This is a genomic window from Heyndrickxia sp. MSNUG (genome assembly GCF_049532715.1).
Lineage (GTDB): Bacteria > Bacillota > Bacilli > Bacillales > Cytobacillaceae > Mesobacillus.
Window position 1 is genome coordinate 3,110,822 of record NZ_CP150978.1, and the last position, 13,843, is coordinate 3,124,664.

At 40.3% G+C, this 13,843-nt stretch carries 15 protein-coding genes and 1 pseudogene; 4 read left to right on the top strand and 12 right to left on the bottom strand.

Annotated elements, in window-relative coordinates; genetic code table 11:
- Positions 1–238 precede the first annotated feature (238 nt).
- The 3 genes and pseudogenes from ypeB to prsW all read right to left on the bottom strand — a co-directional run bounded on the left by ypeB (position 239) and on the right by prsW (position 3,141).
- Entirely contained in the window at positions 239–1,588 is a 1,350-nt protein-coding gene (ypeB, locus tag AABM38_RS15650; RefSeq protein WP_423407256.1) for a germination protein YpeB, read from the bottom strand.
- Between the two features lie 12 nt (positions 1,589–1,600).
- Positions 1,601–2,263: pseudogene (gene sleB, locus AABM38_RS15655) on the bottom strand (spore cortex-lytic enzyme); the annotation flags it as partial.
- 206 nt (positions 2,264–2,469) lie between these two features.
- Positions 2,470–3,141: a glutamic-type intramembrane protease PrsW gene (gene prsW / locus AABM38_RS15660; protein ID WP_423407257.1), complete on the bottom strand. Its 672-nt coding sequence runs from the start codon at positions 3,139–3,141 to the stop codon at positions 2,470–2,472.
- A gap of 58 nt (positions 3,142–3,199) precedes the next feature.
- On the opposite strand from prsW, the gene AABM38_RS15665 reads away from it, so the two are divergent.
- Entirely contained in the window at positions 3,200–4,216 is a 1,017-nt protein-coding gene (locus tag AABM38_RS15665; protein WP_423407258.1) for an asparaginase, read from the top strand.
- Between the two features lie 109 nt (positions 4,217–4,325).
- Here the strand turns inward: AABM38_RS15665 and AABM38_RS15670 are convergent, their stop codons facing one another.
- The 6 genes from AABM38_RS15670 to AABM38_RS15695 all read right to left on the bottom strand — a co-directional run bounded on the left by AABM38_RS15670 (position 4,326) and on the right by AABM38_RS15695 (position 10,458).
- Entirely contained in the window at positions 4,326–5,291 is a 966-nt protein-coding gene (locus AABM38_RS15670; RefSeq protein WP_423407259.1) for a YpdA family putative bacillithiol disulfide reductase, read from the bottom strand.
- 146 nt (positions 5,292–5,437) lie between these two features.
- Entirely contained in the window at positions 5,438–6,715 is a 1,278-nt protein-coding gene (locus AABM38_RS15675; RefSeq protein ID WP_423410764.1) for a Glu/Leu/Phe/Val family dehydrogenase, read from the bottom strand.
- A 227-nt stretch (positions 6,716–6,942) separates the two neighbouring features.
- Entirely contained in the window at positions 6,943–7,527 is a 585-nt protein-coding gene (locus tag AABM38_RS15680; RefSeq protein WP_423407260.1) for a genetic competence negative regulator, read from the bottom strand.
- Between the two features lie 65 nt (positions 7,528–7,592).
- Positions 7,593–8,504, bottom strand: coding sequence for a MerR family transcriptional regulator (locus AABM38_RS15685; protein ID WP_423410765.1), 912 nt, complete (start codon positions 8,502–8,504; stop codon positions 7,593–7,595).
- Positions 8,505–8,579: 75 nt separating this feature from the next.
- Positions 8,580–9,359 (bottom strand): metallophosphoesterase, encoded by a 780-nt coding sequence (locus tag AABM38_RS15690; RefSeq protein ID WP_423407261.1) that lies wholly within the window; start codon positions 9,357–9,359, stop codon positions 8,580–8,582.
- 466 nt (positions 9,360–9,825) lie between these two features.
- A complete protein-coding gene (locus tag AABM38_RS15695; RefSeq protein ID WP_423407262.1) occupies positions 9,826–10,458 on the bottom strand; it encodes a CBS domain-containing protein in 633 nt (210 codons plus the stop codon).
- Positions 10,459–10,602: 144 nt separating this feature from the next.
- On the opposite strand from AABM38_RS15695, the gene AABM38_RS15700 reads away from it, so the two are divergent.
- From AABM38_RS15700 to AABM38_RS15710, 3 genes are read left to right on the top strand one after another with little or no spacing between them, the layout of a single operon-like run.
- Positions 10,603–10,833, top strand: a complete 231-nt coding sequence (locus AABM38_RS15700; RefSeq protein WP_423407263.1) for a spore coat associated protein CotJA — start codon at positions 10,603–10,605, stop codon at positions 10,831–10,833.
- A complete protein-coding gene (locus AABM38_RS15705; protein WP_335375726.1) occupies positions 10,830–11,090 on the top strand; it encodes a spore coat protein CotJB in 261 nt (86 codons plus the stop codon). The genes AABM38_RS15700 and AABM38_RS15705 overlap by 4 nt, the downstream gene beginning before the upstream one ends.
- Positions 11,091–11,115: 25 nt before the next feature.
- A complete protein-coding gene (locus AABM38_RS15710; protein WP_335375727.1) occupies positions 11,116–11,685 on the top strand; it encodes a manganese catalase family protein in 570 nt (189 codons plus the stop codon).
- 32 nt (positions 11,686–11,717) lie between these two features.
- On the opposite strand, the gene AABM38_RS15715 is transcribed toward AABM38_RS15710, so the two are convergent.
- The 3 genes from AABM38_RS15715 to AABM38_RS15725 form a co-directional block, all read right to left on the bottom strand.
- Positions 11,718–12,176 (bottom strand): YpbF family protein, encoded by a 459-nt coding sequence (locus AABM38_RS15715; protein ID WP_423407264.1) that lies wholly within the window; start codon positions 12,174–12,176, stop codon positions 11,718–11,720.
- 310 nt (positions 12,177–12,486) lie between these two features.
- Positions 12,487–13,191, bottom strand: a complete 705-nt coding sequence (locus AABM38_RS15720) for a LysM peptidoglycan-binding domain-containing protein (protein ID WP_423407265.1) — start codon at positions 13,189–13,191, stop codon at positions 12,487–12,489.
- Complete coding sequence (locus tag AABM38_RS15725; protein WP_423410766.1) at positions 13,184–13,786, bottom strand: lysostaphin resistance A-like protein; 603 nt, start codon at positions 13,784–13,786, stop codon at positions 13,184–13,186. The genes AABM38_RS15720 and AABM38_RS15725 overlap by 8 nt, the downstream gene beginning before the upstream one ends.
- Positions 13,787–13,843 lie beyond the last annotated feature (57 nt).

Consider the following 13,843-nt stretch of genomic DNA (forward strand, 5'->3'; position numbering starts at 1 on the left):
GCATTGCCTATAAAGACTAATTCCAACAACGTGTTTAGATCTCGGTATTTTCTATAAAATCGTTAGCCATTTTTCTATAAATACTATGTAATCATTATGACACGGGAGGATTAATTGGTGCAATAGTCCTTTATAGGATTCATTTTCCTTTTTCTAAACAAAACAACCTGTAATGAAAAATACAAACTTAGATTGAAACAATAGAAAAAAGGAAAAAGGAAAAGCGGTTGCTTTTCCTTTAGACTACATCCTCATAAATCGGTTCAGCATTATGCAGTTTCTCTACCTTTTCCTCGGTACCATCTTCGGCATTGATATAAATTCGGTATGTGTCCTCTCCTAAAACTCCAAGGATTTCATAGCACAAAACCTCTGCATTCAGATCATTTAATATAATTGCCTTTGTCTGGTCCATAATTTTCAAGTTCGGGTTTATTTTCGTCTTTGCTTCTTCAACTGAAATTCCTACCTCAGGTATTTTCCTTGTTTTATGGGATTTCAGATAATCCTCAGCTGAAAAACCAATTATTTCACCATTATCAAGGGCGACTTTCATTTTAATAGCGTCAGGGTAGATTCTGATTCCATTCTCGTTGCCAACGAAAGTAAAGACACCAATATTATCATATTGTGCACTCTCGAAAAGATCCAGATTCGTAAAATTGTTGTCCTTCAAAAAGGTGATTGCCTTATTTGAAGCGTCATTAAGGCTTATTACTTGTTTTTTCACATCTCTATCAAGAAGGAACCAAATAGGATAGCCGCCCTTTTTCGTAATGTCCATGCTCGCTTCTAAGTTAGTTTTCGGATTCAGTATGGAGACACTGTAGAAACCGTAATCAGATCCTTTTCCATTCTCTTCTACCTTTACTTTTCCATCATTATCAAGTGACGCATATCTTCTGGTAATCTTAATCGCATCGTTTTTAGAAATCTTTTTGCCTTGCAATTTTTTAAAGTTTTCATCCCTTATTTGCAGATTGATTTGCGCAGGGCCAAAATCAGTTTCAGAGTAACCTTCTACTGTTTTCTCAACAGTTTTAAAGCCGTCAATGATCGTATTGTCCGTTTTTCCCTTTTCCGTCGCCAGAGCAAGCTCTACATCCATCCACCTCAGGTTATTCTTCAAGACCATATACTGAACTTGTCTTAAGTCCTGCTGAATTTCTCCAGATTGTTTATACAATGTTTTCAGCGTGCCGTACTCTTTTTCTGTCAACGGCTCTTTATCTAGATCGCGTATTGCCGCTTTATAACTAAAATTACCTATGTTCGCTAAAAATTCTTCTGTTTTATTAAACGGCAAAAGCGTTAAAGGCAGCTGGCCTACATCACCGTGTGCTTGGGAAGTGATTTTCCATACCTCTGCCAGCTGTGGAGATAATGAACTTCTTGAATTCATTGCCAGTGTTGTACCGATTTTGTCATTCAACAAGTCAATTTGATAGGTCAAGTCATGAAAGGCTCTTTGGTAATTATTTTCAGCATTAATGAGAATCGCTGTTTTTTCCCGGTGCTCCTGATAACCCCAATAAGCTGTTCCTGCTATACCGATCACCAGGACAGCAATGGCTATTCCTCTTAGCAAATCAACTCACCTCTATTTACAAAAAATATGTTTTCCGATCTTTTTAATTTGCGGCCTGGACCAAATCCAAGCGCTTGTTGCGGTATCTGGATTGAAATAATAGATTGCATTGCCTGTAGGATCCCAGCCATTAATAGCATCAAGGACAGCCTTCCTCGCCGTCTCATTAGGAGTCAGCCATATCTGACCATCCGCAACCGCTGTAAATGCTCTAGGCTCAAAAATCACTCCTGAAATTGTGTTTGGAAATGTAGCGCTGTCAAGACGGTTCAGAATGACTGCGGCTACGGCCACCTGCCCTGTATATGGCTCCCCCCTGGACTCGCCGTAAACGGCATTGGCCATCAGCTGGATATCATTTTGAGAGAATCCATTTGGTGTACTGGCTGCAGGCTTTGAAGCAGGTGTCTGCGGTTTACTTTGATTAGACTCTCCGCCCCAAGCAATTTTGGCGTTTGGAGTTGCTTTTGCCAGTTTCAGTTTTGTTTGCCATCCAGCAACACCGTCAACCTTCATCCCGAATTCGTACTGGAAATTCCTAAGTGCCCAATAAGTTCCCCAGCCAAATACTCCGTCAATTTTCCCGCTGTAAAAACCTATATGCTTAAGACGTGACTGAAGCTCAATTACATCGTCCCCTACTGACCCTTGCTGTAAGACTTGGCTCGTAAAGGCATCAGCTCTTTGCTCAATCCCGCTGAAGCGTATAACTGTCAAAATCAATGCCAATGCGGCCATCAATTTCAAGATTGACCGATAATTCTTCATTGCATGCAACCCCCAAGATGTGAACTTTAAAGATTAACCCTATTTTTTGTAAAGAGATAACTTTTATTCCACAAAAAGAAAAAACTCTCCATTTTTAATGAAATGAAGAGTTTTTATATAGGATAATGCTTTTCGATATGCTTTAGAGTCAGGATCCTTGCTTTTTTCACTTTTCTTAAACCAAGCCACCATAAGAAAATCATAAAAGGAACCATAAGCAGAAGCCAGTTTTCCTTTGTCATCAGAATGTAATCATAGATTCCATGCAGGGCAACAGGTAAAGTTAACGAAAGTACAACCCATTTTTTTATTGAATGCTCGGAGAATTTTGCCTTGCCTATATAGTACCCCATAATCACACCAAACAAAGCATGGCTGGATACAGGCAGCAATGCTCTCCCGATTGCATCCTGAAGGCCATTCGCTACAAGGTAAAAGATGTTTTCCGCTGAAGCAAAGCCTAATGACACCGATGCACCATAGATAATTCCATCGTATGGCTCATCAAAGGCTATGTGCTGAAAAATCGTATAATAAAGGATAAACCATTTAAAGAATTCTTCCAAAAGGCCAACCGTTCCAAATGCTTTTATAAAGTCCCCTTGCAATAAGCCTTCAGCAGCAAGAACATATTGGATGAACATAAGTGGAAAAACGAGCAGTGCACCAAAGATAAAGGTTTTGGATACTAGTGAAAGGGGTTCTGAATCATATTGATCCTTTAAATAAAAGTAGCTTAACAGTGCCAGCCCGGGAGCGACACCAGCAGTAACTATTCCCAGCATGCGCTGACCTCTTTTCAATTTGTTTTTTTAATCGTATCATGATATTAGAAGAAAGAAAATGGATTATTATTCTTTCTCGACAGGTGATTCGGAGGTAGTAATCTTGAAAAAAAATATTTTATTAATTCATACTGGCGGAACCATCTCGATGAGCGAAGATACAAGCGGCTCCGTCAAGCCGGGCACAAACAATCCATTAATGGAAGGGACAGGCCTTCTTTCAAAGCTCGCCAATCTCGTTGTAGAGGAACCGTTCAATCTCCCTTCCCCACATATTACACCAAAAGAAATGATGCAGTTAAAGCAATTAATCGAACAATACGAGCAAGCGGACACTATTGAAGGAGCAGTTATCACTCATGGTACAGATACGCTTGAGGAAACAGCCTATTTTTTAGATCTGACAGTCCAGGCTAGTTTCCCAATCGTTGTTACCGGCGCAATGCGTTCAAGCAATGAATTAGGATCAGATGGTCTTTATAATTTAATTTCTTCAATAAAAGTAGCTTCAAGCGATGAAGCTAAGGGACAAGGTGTATTGGTCGTATTGAATGACGAAATTCATGCCGCACTGAATGTGACCAAGACACACACGAGCAATCTATCCACATTCCAGAGCCCTCAGTACGGCCCAATAGGAATTGTGACTAAAAGAGGTGTCCATTTTCATCACACACCTACGAAACATGAAAACTATTCAATCACTGATGCCGACAAGAAAGTCGTACTGATAAAAGCCCATGCCGGCATGGACTCTTCGCTGCTGAAGGCTATACTTGGTCTGGAGATTGATGGAGTCGTGGTTGAGGCATTGGGTCAAGGGAATCTTCCTCCAGCTGCACTTGAGGGTGTGACCGATTTAATAAAAAACAACATTCCTGTCGTGATTGTTTCACGAAGCTTTAATGGAATTGTGCAGGATATATATGGGTATGAAGGCGGCGGAAAGCACCTTAAAGAACTGGGCGTCATTTTTTCAAATGGACTAAATGGACAAAAAGCCCGTATCAAGCTGCTTGTCGCTCTTGCAAAAACAGATAAAATGGAAGAAATTACTGAGATGTTCATGTTTTAACTATACATTGAATGCCTGGTTATAAAGCATTTATGTATTCTACCTATTTCATTATATATACCAGCAAAACAAAAAAGGCGGAAAAAATCCGCCTTTTTGTTTTGCTTATTTAAACTCTCTGAGAAATCGCTTCTGCTATTTGCCCTCCATGGAACCGGCCATTCTCAATAAAGATTTCATTTGCATTATTCCCTGCTGCAATTACCCCAGCAATGAAGATTCCTTCGACATTCGTTTCCATTGTATCGGGGTTAAAATATGGCCGACCTGTATCCTTCTCAATTTCCACACCCATTTTCTTTAAAAATGCATGATCGGGCCGATACCCAGTCATTGCGAAAACAAAATCATTTTTTTGCTTTACAGTATTCCCGTGATGTTCATAGACAATATGGTCAGCTGTTATCTCTTTTAATGCGGCGTTAAAAACCATGTTAATCATTCCGGTTTTGACCAGTGCCTCAAATTCGGGCAGCACCCAGGGCTTTATGCTTGGAGAATATTCTGATCCTCTATAAAGGACGGTAACTCGAGCACCAGCCTTCACCAATTCAATCGCAGCATCAACACTGGAATTTTTCCCGCCAATTACCGCCACATCCATATCAAAAAACGGATGGGCTTCCTTAAAGTAATGAGAAACCTTCGGCAAATCCTCACCAGGGATTTGCATGAAATTTGGATTGTCATAGTACCCGGTCGCGATGATTATATTGGCAGCAGAATATTGCCGCTGATCTGTGGTAACGTTGAAGCTTGATTCTCCGGCTTTCGTGATTTCCGTGACTTTTTCATATTTATTAATTCTCAATTCTTCCCTTTTCGCCACTTCCCGGTAATAGACGAGCGCCTGATTCCGTTTTGGCTTGTGATTCTCAGTAATGAATGGCACTTCACCTATCGCAAGCTTCTCACTGCTGCTAAAAAAGGTTTGATGAGTTGGATAATGATAAATCGCATTCACGATATTGCCTTTTTCAATTATTAACGGATTGATTCCTTTTTTCTTAAGCGCGATTGCTGCAGCTAGACCACAGGGGCCACCGCCAACAATAATTGTTTGTTCTTTATTCATGTAAGTCTGTTCACTCCTTAGTAATCTATAGACAACCACAGTTTATGGTGAATAGAAAAAAATCTCCTATCTTTAAATGATAGGAGATTTTTGCATAAGATTCAATGAAGAACCTTTTATTAAATTAATGTACAAGCATGGAAGTTCTAAATCCAGCCTCTGAAACGGCTTGCTTCAGCCATTTTCCTGACACCAACCATATATGCAGCAAGGCGCATGTCTACTCTGCGGGTCTGTGCCGTTTCATAAATACTGTCAAATGATTTTACCATTACTTTTTCAAGTTTTTCTTCCACTTCTTCTTCAGTCCAATAATAACCTTGGTTGTTTTGGACCCATTCAAAGTAGGAAACGGTAACGCCGCCAGCCGAAGCTAGTACATCCGGTACGAGCAGGATGCCACGTTCAGTTAAAATTTCGGTTGCTTCTAGAGTTGTCGGACCATTTGCAGCTTCAACTACGATGCTTGCTCTGACATTGTGGGCATTTTCTTCAGTAATCTGGTTTTCTATTGCAGCTGGTACAAGGATATCACAATCCAGCTCCAGCAATTCTTTATTTGTAATTGTATTATTGAATAGTTTAGTTACTGTCCCGAAACTGTCGCGGCGGTCCAGCAAGTAATCGACGTCAAGCCCGTCTGGGTCATGCAGCGCTCCATATGCATCAGAAATACCGATGATTTTTGCGCCTGCATCGTGCATGAATTTTGCCAGGTAGCTTCCAGCATTTCCGAAGCCCTGCACTACGACTCTGGCACCTTCAAGTTCGATTCCTTTTTTCTTCGCTGCTTCACGTATACAAATTGTTACCCCTTTTGCTGTAGCTGATTCCCGTCCATGGGAACCCCCGAGAACAAGCGGCTTGCCTGTAATGAATCCTGGAGAGTTAAATTCATCTATACGGCTGTATTCGTCCATCATCCATGCCATGATCTGTGAGTTAGTGAAAACATCAGGTGCCGGAATATCCTTTGTTGGTCCGACAATCTGGCTGATTGCACGAACGTATCCGCGGCTTAATCTTTCCAATTCTCTGAATGACATGTCACGCGGATCGCAAACGATTCCACCTTTACCCCCGCCGTACGGAAGGTCGACAATGCCACATTTTAAACTCATCCAGATTGATAGCGCTTTAACTTCTTTCTCTGTTACGTTTGGATGGAAACGTATTCCTCCCTTTGTTGGACCCACTGCATCATTGTGCTGCGCCCGGTAGCCAGTAAAGACTTTAACAGATCCGTCATCCATTCTGACAGGAATTTTCACTGTCATCATCCTGAGCGGCTCCTTTAAAAGCTCATACACCTCTTCAGGGTATCCGAGTTTTTCCAAAGCCTTATGAATAACAGTTTGTGTAGATCGTAAGACGTCATGTTTGTCTTCTTTATTTGGATTTTCATTACCGTTTGCGGCTACCATTGATAAACCTCCTAAATCACTTTTGCGGATGTTGTCTGCTTTCATGGATTAGTATACACCTTTGGTTATTTTATGCAAGAAGAAAAAAACACTTTTCAGCATTTTTTGATCACTAAATGTAAACGCTAACATTTTAGGCCTGATGGTTATTGGGCGGATAAAAATTGACTGAATAATAAGACTTTCCCGGGATGCTAATTCATAAAAAAAGCCGAAGCTCTTCTCCACTATTTTATAAAATAGTGGACAAGAGTTTCGACTGCGTTTTCTTCCATAATCTCGTTCCCGTATTCCAATAATCTATGGATACTTAAAATAGAAGGCACACCATATTCAGCCATTAATGAAACGGCTTTGGCAGCGTCTTCGGCTAAAATCCCATTCATTAGCAAATAATAGTGACTCTCCATAAAGTGGAGGCTTCCACCTTGAATCCCTGCCTGGAAAAGTCTGTTGGCAAGCTGTATCACATCTTCAATATTGTCAAACTCAAAAAGAATATCATCGCTTCCATCGACAGTAACCTGCATTTCAATGATTCCATCGTCGAACTGTTCCTCGTCTTCATCCTGCTCGATCATGGTCACGATCATCACCATACCCTGGGCATGAAGTGAAAATATCTCTACCGCAACCGCCCCTAAGATTTCTAAATCAAATTCCTCGCTGGCTTCTTCAAGCATATCGTGAAAAAGCTGATGCCATTTCAGCGAGTCCTTCCAAATGTCTTCCTTAGTCAAACCCCTGTCAGAAAGGTCATCAACTGTAAGAAAAATCTTTATCTTGTTGTTTGTTAATCGTTCCAAGCGCATAATCATGCCCCCTGCCATCGACAAAGCTCTTGTTATAGATTATGAAATTATTGCAGGTTGGTGAGTTATTTCAATTGATCAATACGCTTTTTTAACCATTTCTCCCATTCCATCCTTGTCATGCCCACAATGTTTTCTTTATAAAGTTTACGCTGCTGAAACTGCATGGAATCTATTGCGATACCCCCTAGGCCAATCTGAAGGTCAGGGTAATTTCCGCTAATTTCTTCAGCAAGCTTCAGTACTGCTGATCTATTCTCATCAAGCGTACAAGATAAAAATAAAAATTTGGGCCTGACTTTATCAAGCACAACTTCTAGATCATGTTCAGCAACACTTGTACCAAGAAACACCACCTCAAAACCTTTACGCCTCAGGAACATCGTAAAGATCAGCAAGCCCAGCTCATGTTTTTCACCCGGCCCGCATACAGCAACTGCTTTAGGAAGAAAAGAGCTATGTGGAAATGAATTAGAAAGGCTTTCTATTCTTGAGCGCAAAAAGGAAGAAGCAAAATGCTCATGTGCAGTCGTTATTCTTCCCTCTTCCCACAAATCCCCGATTTTAATCAAAATAGGTCCAAGCAAATCAATAACTGTTTTGTCAATTGTAAATAAACTAAAGGCCTGATTGATCAATTCATGTGCCTGTGCACTGTTAAAGTTCAAAAGTGCCGCCAACAGCTTGTCTCCTAATTCTTCCAATATATCTTTTTTAGGAGGTTCGGCTCCTTCAATAGCAGAGCTGGAATTCTCCATCAATGAAATGGCCTGGCTGATTGTAAAACCTTGATTCACTTTCGAAATGAGCCACCTTAATGTTCTCAGGTGCTCCTCAGTATACAATCGATGTCCGGAATCATTCCTGACGGGTGCGATCATTTGATATCTCCGTTCCCATGCCCTCAGAGTTCCTGGCTGGATGCCGAGCATATTTGATATTGCTTTAATATTATATTTTCCCTCGCTTGTTCCCATCATCATTCCTCCGTGTAACCACATTACATCACCGATTATACCCCCCTTGGATAACGGTTGTAAAACCTCAATCTGCTAATTTCCCTTTGGCAGCAAGGTAATTAAGTGTGTTTCAGCCCTTGCCCCAAGTCTTAATGGAACTGTCGTTGTCCCGTATCCATTGCTCGTCATCAGAGTAGTGCCATTTTTCTTTTTAATTCCGCCTAATTCATATGGACCAAACCCCAAAATTCTTATCTGCCCGCCATGCGTATGGCCGCTTAATACCAAACTTATATTATGGCCGGGTTCTAAACGGTTAACAATTGCTGGATTATGACTAACGAGGATGTGAAAACCATTCGGTTCTGCATCCTGCATAGCGAGGTCCAGTCTGCTTTTGCCAAGACTTAGATCATCTATTCCTAAAATGAATAAAGTATCACCAGAGCTCGACTCAAATTTAACCGCGGTGTTATCCAGCATTTTCACACCTGAATGAAAGAGCAGTGAATCCAGTTCATGTGAATTGAATTCGTAGTCATTATTGCCCCATACAAAAAAAACGGGGGCAATGGATTTCAATTTTTCAATATTGATTGACACTTGATCAAGACCGACGCCCTTCTCAGCAAGATCTCCCCCAATGATAACTAAATCAGCCTTCTCTTTAGCTTCCTCAATGACTGAATCAGAAATGATGCGCTTGTGGATATCCGAGATAAAAAAGAGTGTAACAGAGCCAAAACTAGCGGGGAATTCCTTAAATCGCAGTTCGTGCTTCAATACCCTGTCCCCAAATGCCTGCCGATACATATATAACAGCAAGAAGCCGCCTAAAATTAATATTGCCAGTAAAAAGTATATCAGTACCATTTGTGCCTCCTGCAAATCCGTAATCTAAGTTCCATACTCCGTCCTTAATAGGCTATGTGAAATCATACCACATAGAAAACAGAAACTGAAAGAAACACACGTCTGCTATATCACGAAAATAATCAGCAGAAAAAAGTAGCGTATACTTCCAATAGTTAAAATTATATCAGAATCCACCCCATTTTTAACCTTAAGTGTTTTAAAAACAGCAGGCTCCCGTTTCGGATCTGCCCTCCCATTACATCCATGCCGGTGATGAGCGCAATTTTCCCTGAAAGGTATTCTAAGGGATTTAAAATGAATTCAACGATAAAACCATCTGTTCAACGGGCAGAATAAGGGGGGAATTCGGCTACCAAATACAATCAAATAGAGCATAACACCAGCCTGCAGATTTTAAAGCATAAAAAAACCTCCCATACAAAAATGTATGAAAGGCCCTTGTGTTTATTTCTGTGCGACAGAATCAAACTTCATGAATATCGAGTATACGGAAACCAGAGTCTTCAAGCTTTTTGACAAATTTATCAATATTGTCCTTCTTTTCAATCTTCATGACGATTCTGCGGACAAGCTTATCTGTTTCATCGAAAGTTACTAAGGAGATGATATGTTCATGGAATTGGTGAGCAATGTCAGCCAGCCTTGCAATCCTTCCTTCTGTTTCTACGGAAGTAAATGCGATCCTTACTCCTTCTCTATGCACCCCAAATGCACTCTGGAATTGGTCAAGTACATCTGAGCGGGTAACAGCGCCTTGAAATTTCCCATTTTCATCAACTACTGCAAGCAATGGAATGTCCTTAAGTTTTACTAAGGTGGTTTCGAACATTTCACTTCCATGCAAGAAGTGATCCTTCAAAGTGACAATTTCCTTAGCAGCAGTATTGTTGAGATATTCCTCTTTCTTGTCTCCTGCCTTAAAGAAGCCATGATAAATTCCATGCCTTGTGACAACACCGGCATATTTATCTCCATCCAAAACTGGAAGACCATCAATTTCATTTTCGTCAAGCTTTGCCAATACATTTTGCAATGTTTCATCTTGCTGGGCTGTAATGCATTTGTACTTAGGAATCATGATACTTTTAACAAACATTCAATTCACCTCTGGTTTAAAGTACTGCCATATCTTATATATTTCAACAAAATTATAAAAATCCCTGCTGTAGCTGAGAAATTTAACATTAAATTAATTTTTCCTCATAAAATGAACTGAAGTTTATATAGAGGAGGGCTTTATTTGTCTACAAATCGAAAAGTTTGGCACCCTTACTCCAGTCCCTTCGACCCCTGTCCGCCTATCAAGGCTAAGACATTTTCAACACCGCCTAATTTATATTTAGGCTTCCAGCCGCCTAATTTGCCTCAGTTTACACCTATGCAAGCACTAAGAACGGGGACTCTGTGGAAGGTTTTCTATGATACCTGGTATTCTCCACTCGAAGCTCCAAGGGAGGACGATCTCTTATGAAGCAACTCCCACAGGAATTTTACGCAACAATGGAACAATTGCAAGCTGTAGATTTTGTCTTAGTTGAACTCACACTATATTTAGATACCCATCCAGATGATTTTGAAGCAATCAATCAATTCAATCAGTTTGCAAGGGAACGCAAACGACTGAAAAAAGTCATTGAAAGCAACTATGGCCCTTTAATGCAATACGGTAACAGTTATTCAGGATATCCCTGGGATTGGAACGAAGGACCGTGGCCTTGGCAGCTCTAAATGAATTAAGGAGGGGGTAAGGAAGATGTGGGTATATGAAAAAAAATTGCAATACCCCGTAAAGGTCGGCACCTGTAACCCCATGCTCGCCAAATTTTTGGTTGAACAGTATGGCGGAGCTGATGGAGAACTTGCTGCAGCATTACGATACTTAAATCAAAGATACACGATTCCAGATAAGGTGATTGGATTATTGACGGATATTGGGACAGAGGAATTCGCCCATCTCGAAATGATCGCCACGATGATTTACAAATTAACCAAAGACGCAACACCTGAACAGATGAAGCAAGCTGGTCTGGATGCGCATTACGCGAACCACGACAGCGCTCTCTTCTATCATAATGCAGCGGGAGTTCCTTGGACAGCTTCCTATATAGCTGCAAAAGGTGATCCTATCGCTGATTTGTACGAAGATATTGCTGCTGAAGAAAAAGCAAGAGCAACATACCAATGGATCATTAATATGAGCGATGACCCTGATTTAAATGATGGTCTGAGGTACCTGCGAGAGCGCGAAATCATTCACTCCCAACGTTTCCGTGAGGCAGTGGAAATACTAAAGGATGAGCAAGGAAAGAAAAGAATATACTAAGATTGCAAGAAGCATCCATCACCGGATGCTTCTTATTTATTTTCATGGTACAGGTTAATATCATATGTTTTTTTCATCATTTCAAATACGACATGGCGATTCTTCCACTCTTCTTCCTTCTTCCATAAATCCTTGCTTCGGTCGACAATCTCACAGCGGAGAGCATGATATTCTTTTTCCGCTTTTTCCCGCTTTTCTTTTAATAAAATCATTAATCCATAAGTCCCTACGGTCAAAATTAAAAAATATAAATTTGCCGAGTTCTGGACATAGACAGAAAAGATTTCAGCAAATGAGTAGGAATATGGCTGCATCACTGTTACATACAGATAATAGAAATAGAGGGTTATAAGTCCAATCGTTATCCAAACAGATAAAAGATGCCTCGATTTGTATTTGTCAAACTTCCTTTTTCGGTCAATTAGATTATTAAGCATTTTCTTCGTTGCATGATCTGTTCTGTCATCCAGTTTCGTGATTTCTGGTTCCATTGACAAGTCCTCCTCTTTACCTTCAATTAACTTTTCTGTTTTTGTTGGATTTTTTGTTACTGAACCAAACATTAAGAACGTGAATCCAATGAAAAGCGACAAGAAACAAAACAACTTTATGCGATAACAGCCTTACATTAATTTATGAGCTTGTCCTGAACGATATGATAGGAAGCTAGAAAACAAAAAAATTAGTGTTTCTCTTGCAAAGATCACTATCCATAAGTTGAATACCCTTTTTCCAAAAATAAAAAAAATGCACCTACATTGTTAGTTTGGTGTCTAACAATGTAGATGCAGTTCAATCCGGCTAGTTTTTAATTGGTATTTTCAACACTTGTCCTGCCTTAATTTCATTACCCTGAATATTGTTGGCGTTTTTGATAATAGGGATACCCTCTTGCGATTTATAATATTTCATCGCAACCCTGAAAAGTGTTTCACTTGGTTGAACCGTATGGTAGATGATTTTCTCCTCGCCACCTGCATTAGCCGGTGGCGCTTGCGGAGCTTCGGCAGCAGGCTGTTTCGTTGTAGTTTCCGAAGCAGCAGTTTGCTCTTTCGTGCTAACTGCATTTCCAGGTGTATTTTTATCATTGCCACTTTCTGGGGCAGGTGCAGCGGCCACACCAATATCCTCAGGTTCTGCGATTTCCTCAATTGAGGGAGAATCTTCATCGTCCGAGGAATCTTTAGCTTCGCTACCGCCTCCACTGCCGCTCTCTACATCGATCAGTTCAACCCCAGCTCGCTCTTTCGTTATATCCAACGGCCCTTTCGAACCATCAAGATAGGAAATGATGCTGAAAAAAGTGATTGGCAGAAGAATGAAAAATAATGCCATTAACCTTATTACAGGGTACTTCACCTTCACCTTCGTTTTCTTTTGCTTTTGCCTGTGTAATTCGCTCCTTGGTGGGAGCGTTTCTTTTTTATCAACAGCCTGTTCAGCTTTTCGTTCAACCCTTTTTCTCAGGCGCTCTGCCTGGTCCCTAATAGGTTTTTCTCTATTCAACGTCAGTACCCCCATTTGCTGCTCCAGCCCTGAATTTAATCATAAGCCCTAATAAGAAATCAATGATAAAGTGCATGACAATCGTTACAAGCAAGTTGTCAGTCTGCATATAAATATAACCAATAAAAAAACTCAGCAATATTATATTTAGGAACAAGAACCAATTGAACAAATAGCGGTAATGGACTACTGCAAATATGATGCTCGTTATTATTAAGCCGGCATTTGTCTGGATGATTCCCCTGAAAAGGATTTCCTCGCTGACTGCTACCATGGCCGCAACCATTGCTATCTGCAAAATTGTTTTATTTTTAAAGATTCGTTCGTTCAGACCTCCGTCGTCATAATAAGATGGAGGAAGATATTTCATAAGCAAAACATCAACAGTTACCACCAGGATTCCTGCTCCTAAACCGACTGTAAGGATACTAAGATCATTCCAGATAAACAAATTTTTGAATTCATTTAAACTATCAAACAATATCATACCTAAAATGACGGAAATCGTTAATAGTAATATTTGAGTAGCAATTAAATGAAAAAGCAGTTCTTTTTCAGTGAGTACCGCTACTGTTTCCTTATATCGTTCCTTCATCATATTCGCCCACTTATTCTAAAAATAGATAACAAAAATGCATTCATTATCCTGTTT

What these genes read in the sequence shown, in the direction of transcription:
- AABM38_RS15685 (WP_423410765.1), bottom strand. Translation starts at nt 8,504, where the DNA reads ATGGGAACAAGCGAGGGAAAATATAATATTAAAGCAATATCAAATATG.
- AABM38_RS15665 (WP_423407258.1), top strand. Translation starts at nt 3,200, where the DNA reads ATGGATTATTATTCTTTCTCGACAGGTGATTCGGAGGTAGTAATCTTG.
- AABM38_RS15725 (WP_423410766.1), bottom strand. Translation starts at nt 13,786, where the DNA reads ATGAAGGAACGATATAAGGAAACAGTAGCGGTACTCACTGAAAAAGAA.
- prsW (WP_423407257.1), bottom strand. Translation starts at nt 3,141, where the DNA reads ATGCTGGGAATAGTTACTGCTGGTGTCGCTCCCGGGCTGGCACTGTTA.
- AABM38_RS15690 (WP_423407261.1), bottom strand. Translation starts at nt 9,359, where the DNA reads ATGGTACTGATATACTTTTTACTGGCAATATTAATTTTAGGCGGCTTC.
- AABM38_RS15715 (WP_423407264.1), bottom strand. Translation starts at nt 12,176, where the DNA reads ATGGAACCAGAAATCACGAAACTGGATGACAGAACAGATCATGCAACG.
- AABM38_RS15710 (WP_335375727.1), top strand. Translation starts at nt 11,116, where the DNA reads ATGTGGGTATATGAAAAAAAATTGCAATACCCCGTAAAGGTCGGCACC.
- AABM38_RS15695 (WP_423407262.1), bottom strand. Translation starts at nt 10,458, where the DNA reads ATGTTTGTTAAAAGTATCATGATTCCTAAGTACAAATGCATTACAGCC.
- AABM38_RS15675 (WP_423410764.1), bottom strand. Translation starts at nt 6,715, where the DNA reads ATGGTAGCCGCAAACGGTAATGAAAATCCAAATAAAGAAGACAAACAT.
- AABM38_RS15680 (WP_423407260.1), bottom strand. Translation starts at nt 7,527, where the DNA reads ATGCGCTTGGAACGATTAACAAACAACAAGATAAAGATTTTTCTTACA.
- AABM38_RS15705 (WP_335375726.1), top strand. Translation starts at nt 10,830, where the DNA reads ATGAAGCAACTCCCACAGGAATTTTACGCAACAATGGAACAATTGCAA.
- AABM38_RS15670 (WP_423407259.1), bottom strand. Translation starts at nt 5,291, where the DNA reads ATGAATAAAGAACAAACAATTATTGTTGGCGGTGGCCCCTGTGGTCTA.